We start from the raw sequence: 15,490 nt of genomic DNA, 5'->3' as shown, positions 1-15,490 counted from the left end.
TGACCATTTCGATACGCGCGCCGGGTGCGCGGCGGGTCCCCCTTCGCATAAGGTTCGGGCGTGTGCACCGCACGGCCCCGGACCGTCAGCAGGGTGGCGGGTCAGCCCTTGCGGGACTTGACCTCGTCGGTGAGCTGGGGGACGACCTGGAAGAGGTCGCCGACGACGCCGTAGTCGACGAGGTCGAAGATCGGGGCCTCGGCGTCCTTGTTGATCGCGACGATCGTCTTCGAGGTCTGCATCCCGGCCCGGTGCTGGATCGCGCCCGAGATGCCCGAGGCGATGTACAGCTGCGGGGAGACGGACTTGCCGGTCTGCCCGACCTGGCTGGAGTGCGGGTACCAGCCCGCGTCCACCGCCGCACGCGAGGCACCCACGGCCGCGCCCAGCGAGTCCGCGAGCGCCTCGATCAGCGCGAAGTTCTCCGCACCGTTGACCCCACGGCCACCCGACACCACGATCGCCGCCTCGGTCAGCTCCGGACGGCCCGTCGCCTCACGCGGCGTCCGCGCGGTCACCCGCGTACCCGTCGCCAGCGCCGAGAACGACACCGCCAGCACCTCCGCCGCACCCGCGGCCGCCACCGGCTCCACCGGAGCCGAGTTCGGCTTCACCGTGATCACCGGCGTGCCCCGCGACACCCGCGACCGCGTCGTGAACGACGCCGCGAACGCCGACTGCGTGGCCACCGGGCCCTGCTCACCGGCCTCCAGATCCACCGCATCGGTGATCAGACCCGAACCGATCCGCACCGCCAGCCGCGCCGCGATCTCCTTGCCCTCCGCCGACGACGGCACCAGCACCGCCACCGGCGACACCGCCTCGCACGCCGCCTGCAACGCATCCACCTTCGGCACCACGAGGTACTCGCCGAACTCGGCGTCCTCCGCCGTCAGCACCCGCACCGCACCGTGCTCACCCAGCACCGCCGCCGTACCACCGGCACCCCCGCCCACCGCGAGCGCCACCGGCTCACCCAGACGGCGCGCCAGCGTCAGCAACTCCAGCGTGGGCTTGCGAACCGCACCGTCCACGTGATCGACAAAGACGAGAACTTCAGCCATGGGTCTTCAATCTCCTGCCACTAGCAAAGAACAGAGCGAAACGAACAACGGACAAGGCTCAGATGAACTTCTGGCCCGCCAGGAACTCCGCCAGCCGACGGCCGCCCTCGCCCTCGTCCTTCACGATCGTGCCCGCCGTCCGCGCCGGACGCTCATCCGCCGAGTCGACCACGCTCCAGGAACCCTCCAGACCCACCTCACCGGCCTCGATCCCCAGATCCTCCAGATCCCACGACACCACCGGCTTCTTCTTCGCCGCCATGATCCCCTTGAACGACGGGTAACGCGCCTCGCCCGACTGGTCCGTCACCGACACCACCGCCGGCAACGACGCCTCCAACGACTCCGACGCCGAGTCACCGTCACGACGGCCCCGCACCACACCCTCCGCCACCGACACCTCGGACAGCAACGTCACCTGCGGCACACCCAACCGCTCCGCCAGCAACGCCGGGACCACACCCATCGTCCCGTCCGTCGACGCCATCCCCGAGACCACCAGGTCGTACCCGGCCTTCTCCACCGCCTTCGCCAGCACCAGCGACGTAGCCATCACATCACTGCCGTGCAGATCATCGTCCTCGACGTGAACCGCCTTGTCCGCACCCATCGACAACGCCTTGCGCAACGCGTCCTTCGCATCCTCCGGACCCACCGTCAGCACAGTGACCTCCGCCCCGTCCGCCTCGCCCGCGATCTGCAGCGCCTGCTCCACCGCATACTCGTCCAGCTCCGACAGCAGACCGTCCACATCGTCCCGGTCCACCGTCAGGTCATCGGCGAAATGCCGGTCGCCGGTGGCGTCGGGCACGTACTTCACACAGACAACGATCCTCAAGCTCACGCCGGCTCTCCTACCTGGGTGTGGTTCGTAGGGATGACGATATGGCACTCAGTACCCTCTGTAAAGGAACCTGGTGCCAGAACGGGCCTTCCGGTGCTACGTTCCCGGCATGACTGACGCGCGCAGACCAGCGAAGAAGGCCCCCATGCGGGAGGTTCTCGCCGAGGCGGCCTTCCAGCTCTTCCTGGAGCGGGGCTTCGAGCAGACCACGGTGGACGACATCGTGGCGCGGGCCGGGGTCGGGCGCCGGTCGTTCTTCCGGTACTTCCCCTCCAAGGAGGACGCGGTCTTCCCGGACCACGAGCGGTGCCTCGCCGACATGGTCGCGTTCCTCGCGGAGGCCGGCGACCTGGAGCCGGTCGAGGCGGTGAGTGACGCGGCCCGGCTGGTGCTGCGCATGTACTCCGCCAACCCGGAGTTCTCCGTCCAGCGGTACCGGCTCACCCGGGAGGTACCCGGACTGCGCACCTACGAACTGTCCGTGGTGCGGCGGTACGAGCAGACGCTGGCCGGTTATCTGCGCGGCAGGTACGGCGAATCGGACGACGGGGCGCTGCGCGCCGAGGTGATCGCCGCGTCCGTGGTCGCCGCGCACAACAACGGGCTGCGGACATGGCTGCGTTCGGGCGGCGAGGGGGACGCGGAGGCCGCCGTCGACCATGCGCTCGGGATGGTGCGCCGGGTGTGGGGGAGCGGGGTGGCCGGGGGTGCGGCCACGTCCTCGGCCGAGGGCGACGTGGTGGTGATGGTCGCCGCGAAGGGGGCTCCGATGTGGCGGGTGGTGCAGCAGATCGAGTCGGTCATCGGGCAGGACTGACCCCTCGGTACGACTCGATCTGGCACTGAGTGTCTTTACGTTTCGACACTCAGTGCCCTATGGTGCGGACGCGCCGACGCGCAGGCGCGGCGCATCCGAGCCGAGCGCAGGGGGTCGAACGTGTCCCAGTCATCGAATGGCACCGTGCAGACGGTGCACGAGGAAGCCGGCCTGAACTACCACCGGTGCCGCTGGTGCGGCACGGCCTCCTTCCGGAGGCTGCTGTGCCCGGTGTGCGCGTCGAGCGACCTGAAGCCCGAACACAGCGCCGGGCTGGGTGTCGTGGTGAGGTCGGGGGTCGTGCACCGCTACACGGAAGCGGCGCGCAACGAGTCCCTCGTCCGGCTTCCCGAGGGCTTCGTGTTCCGCTGCCGTGTCGTCGGCGCCGCGCCGCACCTGGTGGTGGCCGGCGCCCGGGTCCGTCCGGTCGCCGGTGGCGACGCGGAGGCCGGCGAGGTGGTCTTCGAGCTCTGCGAACCACCCGTGCGTGACGGGTGGTTCTGAACGTTCCCGGGTTCCTTCCGGCCCCGGTCGTGACGGTGCCGCACCGGACGGGGGCCCGGTACGGCACCCGCGCGGCCCGGGGCTGCTTCAACGTGTGGGCCCGGTGGATGGTTTCGACGGTGCGGCTGCCCGCGTCGTCCCGGAGTCCTGCCCCGACGGCTGCGGGGGGAAGGCCCCGAGCCGGTCGAGGGCCGCTGCCGTCAGTGCGCTGATCGCCGAGGGCAGGGCCGTACGGACGGCGGGGGCGAAATGAGGAGAATGGTTGGGCGGGAGATGCTTGGGGGAGACGGCCCACTGCTTGGGGCTCGCGGCCCCGAACATCCAGTAGACCAGGGGGATGTGGGCCTCACCGTGCACGGCGAGGCCCGCGTCGCCGTACAGGGGGAAGTCCTCGGCCGCCATCGACGGCGGCCAGGTGCCGACCCGTTGCGGGCCGTAGAGGGTGGTGTGGACTTCGCGGATCTCCCGGGTCGTGGCGGGGTCGCCCCACAGCGCGGGTGAGCGGGAGACCGTCGTGAGGTCCGGTTCGCGCGGGCAGGCCGAGGCGCTGCACTCGGCCCGTACGATGCGCTCCACCGCCGTCAGGGCGCGGTTCAGGGACTCGTCGGTGAGCGCCCTCAGGCCGATGCCGAGTTCGGCGGTGTCCGGGACCACGTTCACCGCCGTGCCCGCCCGCACGGTGCCGACGGTCAGGGTGACGTGTTCGGCGGGGGCGCTCTCGCGCGAGACGACGGTCTGGAGGCGGCTGATCACGGCCGCCGCCGTCACCACGGGGTCAACGGTGAGGTGAGGGGTGGCGGCGTGGCCGCCCCGGCCGTGCAGTACGACGTCCAGGGCGGCGCTCGCCGCGGCGACCGGGCCGTGGCCGCCGCCGTGCGCGACCATTCCGGCGGGCAGCGGTGCCGCGTGCTGGGCCAGGACGACGTCCGGTCTGCCGAAGCGTTCGTACAGGCCGTCGTCCAGCATCGCGCGGGCTCCCGTCAGGGTCTCCTCGGCCGGCTGGCCGAGGACGACGAGGGTGCCGCGCCAGTGCGCGGTGGTGCGGGCCAGCAGGTCCGCCGTGCCGGTCGCGGCGGCCAGGTGCAGGTCGTGGCCGCAGGCGTGCATGGCGCCGTTGTCGCTCGCGTACGGGAGGCCGGTGAGCTCCTCCAGGGGGAGGGCGTCGAGCTCGGCGCGCACGTACACGCGCGGGCCCTCGCCGTTGCGGAGTTCGCCGACCACGCCATGGCCTCCGACACCGCGGGTCACCTCGCACCCGATGGCGGCGAGCCGGTCGGCGAACAGGGCGGCCGTACGGCGCTCCTCGCCGGAGAGTTCCGGGTTGCGATGGACGTCCAGGTAGAGGGTGAGGGCCGGGCGGACCGCCTCACCGGCACGGGCGAGGGCGGGGTGGGTCTGGGGCATGACGGGGCTCCTCGTCGGATGTGTGCGGCTGTCACTGTCGGGCGCTGGCGCGGCGTGCCAGCGATGTGTGTGCGGGAGGCATGCCGAACGGTGAGCGACGGCCGGTGGAATGAGTGGCACACACCGGTAGCCGGCGACCCCGGCCCGGGGCCCCGATCAGGAGGAGACATCATGAACAAGGACCTGAGCACCCTCGCCGACGAGATCCTCGAGCTCGAGGCCGAGACCTTCGAGATCTCCGACTACTCGGACGCCAGCGAGGTCGTACTGGCCGGTTCCACCAGCACCAGCTCGACCTCGACCTGCAGCTCCACCACCAGCACCACCTCCTGCTCCGCCTGACCTGACGTCAGCAGTCGGCAACCGCAGGGTTCGCGCCCGGTACCCGTTCGCACGGGTACCGGGCGTTCCTCGTCTCCAGGACGGCCGTCGTCTACGGGAACGGGTGCGGGACCATCCGGATCTCGGCGTCGGCCAGGTCCGTGGTGCGGTGCCCGCCGCGTCGCAGGGCGGTGCGCAGGCGGGGCATCAGGGGGGCCCGCTGCCGGTTCCAGCCGAAGTCGATCGGCAGGAGTCCCGGCACCAGCGTGCTGACGGTGCGCAGGCCCACGCGTTCCTGCTCCGGAGTGGTCTGGTCGACGACGATCACGTCATGGCCGGCCCGGACGAGTTCGCCGATGACGGCCCCGGCGTCGTCACGCAGGTCACCGGTGCGGGGCCGGCCCGCCGACTCCCAGCCCCGGTAGACGTCGCCGAAGGGGCGCACGGCCAGGGGCTCCAGATAGCTGCGGGCGTGCTCGGCCATCCTCGGCAGCCCGTAGAGCTGGGCGTGGTCCTTGAGATGACGGACCCGGTGGAAGTCGTCCGCCATCGCCTCCAGTTCGTCCCGGCGCTCCTCGGTCTGGCGGGAGAGATGCGGGATGTAGGTGAGCACCTCCGACAGGGCGCCCTCGACCGCGCCCAGCGGATCCAGCGAGGCGGCCGCCGCGAAGGACAGGATGCCGGGGCCGCCGTCGCGGCGTACGGCCACCGCGGTGACCACGGGGACGGCCAGATCGATGCGGTTGTCCAGGACGTGTACGTCGTAGCCCTGGAGCGCGGCCCGTTCCGCCATGACGGCGGCGGTACGGCTGCCCACGGTCCGCAGGTCGATCTCGGTGAGGCGGGCATTGCCGTACCAGGCGTTGAGGAAGGCGTCGCGCTCGACGAGTTCGAGGAGGCCGCCGAGGACCGCTTCCTCCAGACAGCCGCCGATGGCGCAGCCGTTGGAGCACTCGAAGACGAAGTTGTCGGCCGCCAGGCCGGCGCTGTAGTAGACGAGACGGGAGGGGACCAGGACCGGCCGGTCGTCGCGCAGGGACCAGCCCCACTCCCAGGGGATGACGCGGTCCGGGTCGAACGGGTCGACCAGCGGGTCGTCGCGGTAGGTGCGCGGGTCGTAGAAGCCGCAGACGGCGGGGTCGACCGCGTCCGCCCTCAGTTCGTTCCACGAGCCCATGACGGGGGTGGACCGGCCGCGCCGGTGGGTTCCGGCGTAGCGCTCCAGGCCCTCCAGGAAGGCGAGGGTGCGGCTGGTGGAGAAGGAGTTCTCCTGGCCGCTCCAGGTGACGTCGTTGAGCCCGGCGTAGCCGCGTACGAAGACACTGCCGGCGACCGGTGCGGTGGTCGGGGAGGTGACGTCCAGCCAGGTGCCGCCGCCGAGCGCGCCGCAGACCGGGTTGGCGAGGGCCTCCTCCGGAATGGCGTACGAGGAGGCGTGGCGCAGCCGGTAGCGGCCCGGGTCGGGCTTGGGCCGCGCGGCGAGGGTCAGCGGGCGGGGGCCGGCGGGGGTGCGGGGCGGGGCGCAGTCGGGACAGAGCGGGTCGGCGAGGAGGGGGTACGTCCGTGTCCGGAGGGACCTCAGGTCGAGACGGGAGACCTGGGGCAGGCTGCGGTCGGCGGGCCCGGTGGCGGGGGATCCGGCGCCCGGTTCGTCCAGCACCGCCCGGCAGAGGGCGGCGACCGCGTCGTAGGTGTGATCGGTGAGGAGCGGCCATGCTCCGGCCGGGCGTGGGCCGTCGGGGCCGCCGGTCTCCAGCGCGTCGCGTTCGCTGCGGCTGCGCAGCCGTTGCCAGCGCATCGCCAGGCAGCGGCCACAGGCGGGGGCGGTGCCGTCGCCGCCCCACGGCCCGACGAGTACGGCGGACGCGGTGAGGTGGACACGTGCCTCGGCGCGGACGGTGGCCCAGGGGTCCGGGGCTCCCCGGTCGCCGGCGGCGGCGTCGGTGGTGCCGACGGGGACGACGGGGGTGTCGTGGCCGAGGCGGCCGGCGAGCGCCGAGCGGAGCTGGGCCCGCGCCAGTTCCATCGGCTGTGGCAGGTGCCGCGCGGCGGTGGTCATGATGCCCTCGTCCAGCGGAAGGTCTTGACGGCGATCGCACCGAAGACGAGGGCGAACACGGCGAGTCCGGCGCAGCCCACCGTGACGTCGGAGGCGTCACCGCGTCCGGCCAGCGCGTGGGACACCGCGTCGTTGAGGTAGCGCAGCGGCATGATCAGGGAGAGCTTCTGGAGCCAGTCGGGCATGGCGTCGAGCGGGAAGAAGGACCCGGAGAGGAACGCCATCGGCAGCATCAGGAAGTTGGCGACGGCCGCGACGGACTCGGGGGTGTTGGCGAACGAGCCGATGATCACGCCGAGCAGCAGGAAGGTGGTGATGCCGAGGACGAGCACCGGGATCAGCAGCGGCCAGCCGGAGGCGGGTTCGAGGCCGAACAGCGGCAGCATCGCGACGCCGACGAAGAGCACCGACTGGACGGCGCCCACGACCAGGGCGATGACGTAGCGGGAGCCGATCACGGCGGACAGCGGGGCCGGGGACATCCGGATCAGCCGCAGGATGTCGTCGGTGCGCCACTGCATGAGTGTGAAGGCGATGCCGAACACGGCGGCGTTCGCCACACCCCAGGACAGGACTCCGGCGGCGGTGTACGAGAGATAGGACAGGCCGCTCTGTTCGACGTCCTGACCGCGGAAGATCAGGCCGAAGACGACGAGGAAGAGGAGCGGGAAGGCGAAGGTGAAGAAGAGGGTGGTCTTGTCGCGGACCTGGGCGCGGTATCCCGCTGCGGTCAGTGCGGCGTAGGCGCTCATGGCTGCTGCTCCGTGTTCTCGGTGTTCCGGCGGGCGCCCTGCGGGGCACCGGTGAGCCGGGCGGTCAGGTCGAGGTAGACGTCCTCGAGGCTGGCGGTGCGGGTCTGTACGCCGTCGAGTCCGGTGATCCGGTCGACCGCGCTGAGCACCTGACCGGCCGCGCGTGTCTCCAGGACGAGGGAGCCGCCCTGGACGGTGACCCGGTCGACACCGGAGATGGCCGCCGCCTCGTGTTCGTCCAGTCGTCCCAGCGGCAGCATCAGCCGGCTGGGGACCTCGGAGGCGCCGACGAGGTTGTGCGGGGAGTCGGTCACGGCGATCGAACCGTCCACGAGGATGGCGATGCGGTCGCAGAGCGCCTCGGCCTCGTCGAGATGGTGCGTGGTGTAGACGATGGTGCGCCCCTCGGCCTTCAGCCCGCGCAGCACCTCCCACAGGGCGCGCCGGGCCTGCGGGTCGAGGGCGGCGGTCGGTTCGTCGAGGAAGATCAGCTCCGGGCCGTGGACGAGGGCGGAAGCGATGGCCAGGCGCTGGCGCTGGCCGCCGGAGAGGCTCTCCACCTGTACGTCGCGCTGCTCGGTCAGTCCCACGGAGTCCAGGGTGGCTTCGACGGATTCCCGGGAGGCGTTGAACAGCGCGGCCACGGTGCGCAGGTGTTCGTGCGCGGTCTGCCGTACGAAGAACGCCGAGGACTGGGTCTGTACGCCGATGCGGGGGAGCAGCGCGGTGTTGCGCGGCCAGGGAGACTCTCCGAAGAGGGCGACCGAGCCGGTGTCGGCCCGGCGCAGTCCCTCCATGATCTCCACCAGGGTGGACTTGCCCGCGCCGTTGGGGCCCAGGAGGCCGAAGAATTCGCCCCGCTGGATCTCCAGGGACACGTCGTCCACGGCCTGACGGTCTCCGTACCGCTTGGAGACCCCCTGTACGTGCACGGCGGTGGTCGGGGGGTTGTCTTCGGCGGGTGTGGATGGCATGGCCTGTACCTCACTCATGTGGTGCCTGGATCCTTGTGGTCGGGTGGTGTTCGCGGGGCCGGGGTCATCTGAGCAGCAGAAGCACCACCGTGCAGGTGCCGGCCGCGGCGAGGAGGAGCAGGACCGCCGACCCGGTCCCGTACGCCGTGTAGATCCGCCGGGCCCGGACGGGGTAGGCGGCGGTGGCCTCGGCCTTCCCGCGGCTCCGGCGCAGCGCCAGATAGGTCCGGGTCTCGGGGGCGAGGTGGGCGGTGCCCAGGGCGTGGCCGAGCATGCGGTAGCCGTCGAGCGGGGGCAGCGGGACGAGGTTGCTGAGCCCCTGGACGCTGCCGAGCAGCAGCAGGCCGGCGAGGAGGGGGCGGGCCGGGTCGTCCGCGGGGAGCACGAACCACCAGATGCCGAAGGGCAGGAGCAGGAGCATGTTGATGTACGCGCCCGCTCCGGCGACCACCAGCTTGGCGCGCAGGCCGGGGAGGAAGAGGTAGTTGTCGACGGAGCAGTACAGCATCGCGGCCGGGAACCGCCAGCGCAGCCCGATCTCGCTGACGTGGCCGCCGTACTGCTGGGCGGCGACTCCGTGGGCCAGTTCGTGGACGGTGATGCTGAACCAGAGGAACAGGGCGACGGCCGCCAGGACCACCGGCCGCCTGATCAACTCGGCCGTTCCGTCCAGGAGTTCACCGGGGTGCAGGGCGAGGGCCACCACCATCACGAGGACGGCGGCCAGCAGGGGGAGCTGGACGGCCCGGTGGAGCAGGGGGCGCAGCACGCGGTGCAGCCGTGAGGTCGTCGCGTCGGCGTCGGCGATCAACCGGCGGGTGCCGCGCCAGAAGGTGTTGGCGCGCTGCGGGACCGGTGCCGGGGGCGGCGGATCGGGGGCGCCGGCCAGCAGGCCGCGGGTGCCGAGGAGCCCGAGCAGCAGGTTCCAGTTGTCCTCGGCGAGGCGGCGGCCGAAGCGGGCCGCGTAGTCGGGCGCGAGGTCGTCGAGGTTCCGGGTCCCGTCGAGCCGGGAGATGACGAAGTGCTCCTTGACCCCGGCCTCGAACGCGGCACCGGTGACGGGGTGTCTGATCAGGTGCACGGTGCGCGGACCGCGCAGCAGGGGCGGGCTGAGCAGGACGCCGTCCCGGAGCGCGGGGCGGTAGGCCCGCGCCGCCGCGTGGGCGGCTGCCGCCGGTGCGGGAGCGTCCGTCGGCGGCGCCGCTCTGTCGGGGACGGGGGTCATGCGTCCGCCGCCTTCGCGGGTGCCGCGCCCGGCTCCCGCAGCACCTGGCCGAGCATGAAGGACAGATACGCCTCGTCGCGGATCGTCACATGGAGCCGGTTGTTGGTCATGTGCATGTATGGGGAGAGCAGGCGCGGCAGCACCGCCTGCACCTGGGTGAGCTTCTCCAGCGGGGCGGCGTTCGCCGGCTCCGTCCTCTCCTGTCCGGTGTCCTCCCGCGCGGGGCCCTCCGAGGCGGGGAAGAGGAGTTCGCCACGGGTGGTGAGGTCCACGATGCGGTCCCGCAGTTCGAGGCAGTGGGACGCCCAGCCCCGCAGGAACGAGGGGAGCCGCTCCAGCTCGCCCGCCGTGACCGCGGCGCGGATCTCGGCGAACCGGCGGCCCAGCGGGGGTGCCATCTCCGCGTAGGTGCGCTCGTACTCCTTCGAGCCGATGAACCCCGTGCCGGGGAAGGCGCGGTGCCAGAACTCGTAGTAGCCGTCCAGATAGCCGGCGAGGCGGTCCTTCTCCGGCAGGAAGCAGCTCGCCATCACCATCATCAGCTGGGCGGAGGTGCCGAGCAGCACGGTGCGCAGATGCAGGTTCATGGTGCGGAAGGCGTCCATGACCAGGTCGCTGGAGTGCCGGAAGTGCCACTCGGCGAGCTCGACACCCACCGGCCCGCCGTACTTGGCGTACTCGGGGGCGTAGGGCTCCTCGCTGAACGAGTTGTTCTGCCGCAGGTTCATCCGGCCGTCCTCGCCCATGTACCGGTTCCGGTCCTCGCCGGGGAACTCGATGTCGAACAGGGCATTGTAGAAGTCCTTGAGGAAGCCGGAATCGACCTCGTACAGGGCGGGGCGGGTGCGGAGGAACTCGGTGAGCGCCTCCTCGGCGCGGCGTCTCACCTCGGCGGCGACGCCCGGGCCGGACGGGCGGAGCCGCAGCCGGACGTGCGGGCCCTCCAGCCAGTAGTTGATGAAGAAGTGACCGCTCAGCAGCCCCTCCTCGGTGAGCCGGCCCACCAGGGGGCGGATGCAGTGGACGAGCATCGGCTGAGGGCTGGCGGCGTAGAAGATGTGCAGCGCGATCCACTCGCCCGGTTCCGTCGACGCGGATCCGGAGCGGGCGGGGCGGGGCGATATCAGTTCCGGCATGTCGGGCTGTCCTCGGTACGGGGGCGGGAGGTGAAGGTCTCTACGGCCAGCTCGGCCACGTGGCGGCCCTGCTCGGACGTCAGGTGCAGCGCGTCCTCGGCCGGGAGCATCTCGCGCAGGACCACGGCGATGCCCGGTTCGCGTTCCACCAGGGCGTCGAACACGGTCAGCGACAGGGGGCTGTCGAAGTCCAGATAGAGAGGTTTGGCACCCAGGGCCCGGCCTCCGTCCCGGAGCACCGTCGCGAACACCTGGTCCGGCAGGCCGTGGGTGCGGCGCCAGCGCTGCCAGTCCAGATACCACCGTGCCTCGTCCGTGCCGGGGCGGCGGACGGGGAGCGTGGTGGCGTCCGCCGTCCAGCTGCGACGGCCGATCACGACGTCGCCGTGGACCACGCGTGGCCTGCGGGTGACGCCGTCCACCGCCGCGGCCTCGGGAACACCGCCCCAGATGTCGAGCGGCGTCATGGTGCTCGGTGAGAGCAGCAACAGTGTGCGGGGGATCTCCGGCAGGGCCACCGGGACGAGGTAACCGAGGTAGACGGGGACGACTTCGCACCCCAGCCGGTGCGAACGCAGGACGAGACGGTCGGTCTCCTCGTCGTGCTCCAGGTACAGGTCGTCCAGGTGCAGCCGGTCGGCCTCCGGGACGGTGGCGGTCTCGCCGGGGCACACGATCTGGTAGTCCGTCAGCCGGCCGTGCAGGTTGAGGTTGCTGGTGACCGGGCCCCCGGTCAGCTCGGCGAACACTGCTCCGTCGGGCTGCCGCGCGCGGTGCTCGGCACGCAGCCGGTCCGACAGCCCCGGCCCGTCGGGCGGACCGGCCGCACCGGACCCGTCGTACACATGGGTGAAGCGGCTGAAGGGGAAGGCGAGCCCGCCGTACGAGCGGTTCAGCACGACCAGCGGGCCGCCGGGGTGTTCCGGGCCGGGCGCGGCCACCTGGATGTGATGACTCTGCGGGATGAAGTCGCCCACCAGGGAGGCGAGTTCGTCGCCGACGGCGGTGAGCAGCTCCCGGGGGAGCCGGATCTCGCCGGATGCGCCGTGCTTCTCCCACTGCTCGCGCATGCCCGCCACGAAGCGGCGGCGGGCACCGTCCAGGGTCCGCAGCGAAGCCTGACCGAGCCAGTTCTCCTCCGGAACGTACTCGCCGTTCTCGTCGAACGTGCTGCGCTTGCCGGTGAAGGAGACGTACTGGTCGAACAGGTCCTCGTGGAAGTCGTGGACGAGGCCGAGCAGATCGTCGCAGCGTCCGCCGCGTCCGTAGCGGGCCACGAAGAAGCCGCGCAGGGTGAGGCGCTGGGGCAGCGTGATGTCGAACATCGGCAGGATGCCCTCGACCTCCCGCAGTGCCCGCCCGGTCGCACCGGTCAGCAGGCCGCCCCCGCGGACCGGATCGTCGCCGGCGCTGACGTCCTCGTACAGCAGGGTCTGCGGGAGCGCCGGTTCCGCGGCACCCAGTTCTTTTTGCACACACAGGAGTTGATCACGCAGGGAGTGCAGCAGGGTCCGCCGTTCGTCGAGCCCGGCGGCCGGGTACGCGGCCAGGCAGGCTGCCGGGCCGTCCAGGCCGGCGGCCACCGAGTCGGCCCACGGGGCCCCCAGGGCGCGCAGGGCCTGCTGGAAGGAGCGCAGCGGGTCCGGGCTGTGCACATCGGTGCGCAGACACGGTACCTGCACCATGCCGAGCTGGAGCAGTGCGGTGGCATACCGCTCGCACTCGCCCGGGGCGGCGCCGTGCTCGGCCCGCAGCCAGTCGACGAGGTCGCGGTGGCGCAGACCGTCGCGGCTGCCGAAGAGGGCGATCAGGCGTTCCAGGGTGCCGCTCCTGCGGAGGTAGAACAGCCGGTCGCGGACCGCGTCGAAGGTGACGGAGGCGCTGTCGTCGCCCGTCGTCACCCACTGCCGTACGTAGCGGATGCGGTCCTCGTCGTGCCGCCAGCCCGGGGACAGGACGACCGGAAGGTCCTGGCGTCGTACGGGGTCGTCCAGGATCAGCTCGGCCAGCCGCCCCAGGGCGACGACATTGAGCCGCACCTGGCTGCGCCACGTCCCGCCGATACGCAGGGCCGAGCCGTCGTCGTCCCGGGCGCCGTCGAAGGTGCCGGCCGCGACGGCGGTGAGGGTGCTGAACGGGCTGGTCTTGCAGGCCGTGCGGTAGAGGTAGGTGAGCGCGGAGCGCTCGATCTTCCGCATCCGCTTGCCGGGCACGGCGCTCGTGTCGCGCAGATACGCGTCGAGCCGGCTGTCGAGGGTCGGCGAGGCCAGCAGCAGCCCCAGCCGGAGCCGGTCCCGGGACAGTGCGCCGCGCAGCTCCGTGCGCGCCGCAAGCAGCTCGTCCTCCATCAACCCGGCACCCTCGCCGAGGAGTTCGGCGTACCGGACGCGGTCGTCCAGCCAGCCGGAGACCCGCGCGCCGGCGGCCTCGTCCAGCCGGGTCACCAGGCGTACGGCTGCCTCGGGGTCGGCGGGCAGCCGGTTGTTGAACACCTGGCGGCGCAGCCCCAGCAGTGCGCGGCGGGCATCGCTGCCCTCCGCGTCGGCCGACTCGACCAGATCGTGCAGCAGATCGCTGAGGGCGGCGCCGCCCTCGGTCAGGCGGTCCTCCTGGGCCAGGACCCGGTCGGCCCAGTGGCGGGTACCGGCGCAGCGCAGGCCGTGGACGGTCTCCACGGGCAGGCCCGCGGTGCGCAGCAGGAAGCGCCGGCCCGGCTCCCACCCGGCGGGGCGCCGGGGAGCGGTATCGGACGTCATGAGTGTCATCGCAGGTCTTCCCGTCAGGCGATCTCGTGGCGGAAGTCGGCGGGCCGGGGGCGTTCGTTGCCCAGCGGCATGATCAACAGCGGGGCCTCGTCGCCGTCCCCCAGGCCGAGCTTCTCGATGAACGCGATGTTGTCGAAGCCCAGGGCCACGCCCGCGCCCAGCTCCAGCGCGGCTGCCGCCACGTAGAACGTCTGGGCCACGGCGCCCGCGGTGCCGACGGCCAGCCGGTAGCCCCGGTCGCCGACCGCGTCCAGGACGGCCGTCGTGCGCACCGTCGGCACGAGGACGGCGCCCGCCTGCTCCAGGTTGTAGTTGGCCAGGAAGTAGGTGTCCTGGAGGAACGCCCCCTGCGGGCCGGGTTCGACGAGCAGCAGGTCGCCCGCCTCCGCGTCGTACACGTACGCACCCGGCTCGATGCCAGCGACATGGTTGACGAAGGCGTACATCCGGGCCGTCCGCACGGTGCCGTCCGGGTCCGCGTCGCTGTCCAGGGACGTCGCCGCACAGGCCGCCAGGACGGCGGACAGCTGCGCGGGGGTGACGGGGCGGGCCGCGTCGAAACGGCCGAAGCTGCTGCGCCGGGTGCGCAGGGCCCGGCGTACGGGCACCTCGGGGAAGGCGGGGGTGGGCAGGGCTACCCGGGTGCCGTCGGCAGGGGCGGGCAGGGCGGCCGCCGCGGCGAGGGCGCCGGGAACGGGGCGGCCCGTGGGGTCCGCCACGGTCGCCGCGTGCATGGCGAGCACCGTCGGGAACTCCAGCACGGTGCGCGAGCGTTCGACGTCCCGGTACCGGACCGCGGGGTCCGGACCGGGGGCCGTGCGCGAGGCCGCGCCGTAGCCCTCCCAGCTCAGCGGGACGACGGCGAAGACGGCCTCCTCCTCGCCCGCGGTGCCGAGCAGTCCGTTCAGCCGGGGCTCGTCGAACCACATCACCGGTGCGGTACGCAGGCCACGGGCGCCGGCCCAGATCCGCCAGGTCTGGACGAGGGTCCCCACGTCGGTGGAGACCACGTGGTACGAGAAACTGTTGTACTTGAACGAGTTCTGCCAGTACTTCACGCCGAGGATCAGATACTGGTCGGTCTCCCGCGCCTCGGCGGGCGCGTCGGGGCCGAGCGCCTCGCGCACCCGGGCCGAGACATCGCCGGTCAACAGCCTCTGCACGGCGTGCCGTTGGGTGTCGTAGTAGTGGATGCCGGGGGTGAGCGGGCCGGACGGGCCCGACGCCCAGTAGATGCTGACGGGGTACAGGCCACCGCCGCCCGCGGTGCCCCGGGACCAGTTGGCGTGGGTGTAGAACGGCAGGCCGGACAGGTCGCTGTTGGCCTGGATGCCCAGGCGGCGGCCGGTCAGCCCGTAGGAGTCCTTGAGCATCGCGGACAGCAGCGGCAGCGTGAAGCCGCCCGGGCCGGCGGGCTCGCCGGGCAGCGGGAGCAGGCCGTGCCCGGCCGGGGCGTCGGCCAGGTCGTCGCCGTCGGGCAGGGCGCAGGATTCCACGCCCGGGAAGAACTTGCCCTTGCGCGGGCCGTCGGCCCAGTCGGGGACGAAGTCGGCGGGTTCCATCGGGATGCGGCCGCGGTGCAGGACGGCGTCGGCGTACTCATGGGCGAACCCCATGGGGTCGGC

General features: G+C 72.2%; 13 protein-coding genes. 3 read left to right on the top strand and 10 right to left on the bottom strand.

What is annotated here, in order from left to right; genetic code table 11:
* Window positions 1-101 precede the first annotated feature (101 nt).
* Both ACWCPY_RS22070 and ACWCPY_RS22065 read right to left on the bottom strand, forming a co-directional pair.
* On the bottom strand, window positions 102-1,064 hold the full coding sequence (locus tag ACWCPY_RS22070; protein ID WP_451267424.1) for an electron transfer flavoprotein subunit alpha/FixB family protein: 963 nt from the start codon (window positions 1,062-1,064) through the stop codon (window positions 102-104).
* A 58-nt stretch (window positions 1,065-1,122) separates the two neighbouring features.
* Window positions 1,123-1,908: an electron transfer flavoprotein subunit beta/FixA family protein gene (locus tag ACWCPY_RS22065; RefSeq protein ID WP_451267423.1), complete on the bottom strand. Its 786-nt coding sequence runs from the start codon at window positions 1,906-1,908 to the stop codon at window positions 1,123-1,125.
* Between the two features lie 145 nt (window positions 1,909-2,053).
* Here ACWCPY_RS22065 and ACWCPY_RS22060 point away from each other — a divergent pair, with 145 nt between their 5' ends.
* A complete protein-coding gene (locus ACWCPY_RS22060; protein ID WP_451267430.1) occupies window positions 2,054-2,725 on the top strand; it encodes a TetR family transcriptional regulator in 672 nt (223 codons plus the stop codon).
* Between the two features lie 120 nt (window positions 2,726-2,845).
* Window positions 2,846-3,229 carry a Zn-ribbon domain-containing OB-fold protein gene (locus tag ACWCPY_RS22055; RefSeq protein ID WP_451267422.1) on the top strand — a complete coding sequence of 128 codons (384 nt, stop codon included), beginning with the start codon at window positions 2,846-2,848 and terminating at the stop codon, window positions 3,227-3,229.
* An 87-nt stretch (window positions 3,230-3,316) separates the two neighbouring features.
* On the opposite strand, the gene ACWCPY_RS22050 is transcribed toward ACWCPY_RS22055, so the two are convergent.
* Window positions 3,317-4,633, bottom strand: coding sequence for an amidohydrolase (locus ACWCPY_RS22050; protein ID WP_451267420.1), 1,317 nt, complete (start codon window positions 4,631-4,633; stop codon window positions 3,317-3,319).
* Window positions 4,634-4,804: 171 nt separating this feature from the next.
* On the opposite strand from ACWCPY_RS22050, the gene ACWCPY_RS22045 reads away from it, so the two are divergent.
* Window positions 4,805-4,975 (top strand): thiazolylpeptide-type bacteriocin, encoded by a 171-nt coding sequence (locus ACWCPY_RS22045; RefSeq protein ID WP_030757923.1) that lies wholly within the window; start codon window positions 4,805-4,807, stop codon window positions 4,973-4,975.
* Window positions 4,976-5,066: 91 nt separating this feature from the next.
* On the opposite strand, the gene ACWCPY_RS22040 is transcribed toward ACWCPY_RS22045, so the two are convergent.
* The 7 genes from ACWCPY_RS22040 to ACWCPY_RS22010 are packed head-to-tail and all read right to left on the bottom strand — an operon-like array spanning window position 5,067 to window position 15,481.
* Window positions 5,067-7,013 (bottom strand): TOMM precursor leader peptide-binding protein, encoded by a 1,947-nt coding sequence (locus ACWCPY_RS22040; protein WP_451267418.1) that lies wholly within the window; start codon window positions 7,011-7,013, stop codon window positions 5,067-5,069.
* Window positions 7,010-7,765: an ABC transporter permease gene (locus ACWCPY_RS22035; RefSeq protein ID WP_451267416.1), complete on the bottom strand. Its 756-nt coding sequence runs from the start codon at window positions 7,763-7,765 to the stop codon at window positions 7,010-7,012. The genes ACWCPY_RS22040 and ACWCPY_RS22035 overlap by 4 nt, the downstream gene beginning before the upstream one ends.
* Window positions 7,762-8,757: an ABC transporter ATP-binding protein gene (locus ACWCPY_RS22030; protein WP_451267414.1), complete on the bottom strand. Its 996-nt coding sequence runs from the start codon at window positions 8,755-8,757 to the stop codon at window positions 7,762-7,764. Before ACWCPY_RS22030 ends, ACWCPY_RS22035 begins: the two co-directional genes overlap by 4 nt.
* A 46-nt stretch (window positions 8,758-8,803) precedes the next feature.
* Window positions 8,804-9,964 carry a peptidase M50 gene (locus ACWCPY_RS22025; RefSeq protein ID WP_451267412.1) on the bottom strand — a complete coding sequence of 387 codons (1,161 nt, stop codon included), beginning with the start codon at window positions 9,962-9,964 and terminating at the stop codon, window positions 8,804-8,806.
* A complete protein-coding gene (locus tag ACWCPY_RS22020; protein ID WP_451267410.1) occupies window positions 9,961-11,100 on the bottom strand; it encodes a lantibiotic dehydratase C-terminal domain-containing protein in 1,140 nt (379 codons plus the stop codon). The genes ACWCPY_RS22025 and ACWCPY_RS22020 overlap by 4 nt, the downstream gene beginning before the upstream one ends.
* Window positions 11,088-13,865 carry a lantibiotic dehydratase gene (locus ACWCPY_RS22015; protein ID WP_451267408.1) on the bottom strand — a complete coding sequence of 926 codons (2,778 nt, stop codon included), beginning with the start codon at window positions 13,863-13,865 and terminating at the stop codon, window positions 11,088-11,090. The genes ACWCPY_RS22020 and ACWCPY_RS22015 overlap by 13 nt, the downstream gene beginning before the upstream one ends.
* 14 nt (window positions 13,866-13,879) lie before the next feature.
* A complete protein-coding gene (locus tag ACWCPY_RS22010) occupies window positions 13,880-15,481 on the bottom strand; it encodes a nitroreductase family protein (protein ID WP_451267406.1) in 1,602 nt (533 codons plus the stop codon).
* Window positions 15,482-15,490 lie beyond the last annotated feature (9 nt).

This window comes from Streptomyces sp. NPDC002403 (assembly GCF_053593015.1).
This window is presented reverse-complemented; position numbering and strand designations above follow the sequence as displayed.

Excerpts from the sequence above, each read along its gene's own strand:
- ACWCPY_RS22070 (WP_451267424.1), bottom strand. The coding sequence starts at position 1,064 with ATGGCTGAAGTTCTCGTCTTTGTCGATCACGTGGACGGTGCGGTTCGC.
- ACWCPY_RS22025 (WP_451267412.1), bottom strand. The coding sequence starts at position 9,964 with ATGACCCCCGTCCCCGACAGAGCGGCGCCGCCGACGGACGCTCCCGCA.
- ACWCPY_RS22045 (WP_030757923.1), top strand. The coding sequence starts at position 4,805 with ATGAACAAGGACCTGAGCACCCTCGCCGACGAGATCCTCGAGCTCGAG.
- ACWCPY_RS22015 (WP_451267408.1), bottom strand. The coding sequence starts at position 13,865 with ATGACACTCATGACGTCCGATACCGCTCCCCGGCGCCCCGCCGGGTGG.
- ACWCPY_RS22035 (WP_451267416.1), bottom strand. The coding sequence starts at position 7,765 with ATGAGCGCCTACGCCGCACTGACCGCAGCGGGATACCGCGCCCAGGTC.
- ACWCPY_RS22030 (WP_451267414.1), bottom strand. The coding sequence starts at position 8,757 with ATGAGTGAGGTACAGGCCATGCCATCCACACCCGCCGAAGACAACCCC.
- ACWCPY_RS22050 (WP_451267420.1), bottom strand. The coding sequence starts at position 4,633 with ATGCCCCAGACCCACCCCGCCCTCGCCCGTGCCGGTGAGGCGGTCCGC.
- ACWCPY_RS22010 (WP_451267406.1), bottom strand. The coding sequence starts at position 15,481 with ATGGGGTTCGCCCATGAGTACGCCGACGCCGTCCTGCACCGCGGCCGC.
- ACWCPY_RS22060 (WP_451267430.1), top strand. The coding sequence starts at position 2,054 with ATGCGGGAGGTTCTCGCCGAGGCGGCCTTCCAGCTCTTCCTGGAGCGG.
- ACWCPY_RS22020 (WP_451267410.1), bottom strand. The coding sequence starts at position 11,100 with ATGCCGGAACTGATATCGCCCCGCCCCGCCCGCTCCGGATCCGCGTCG.
- ACWCPY_RS22040 (WP_451267418.1), bottom strand. The coding sequence starts at position 7,013 with ATGACCACCGCCGCGCGGCACCTGCCACAGCCGATGGAACTGGCGCGG.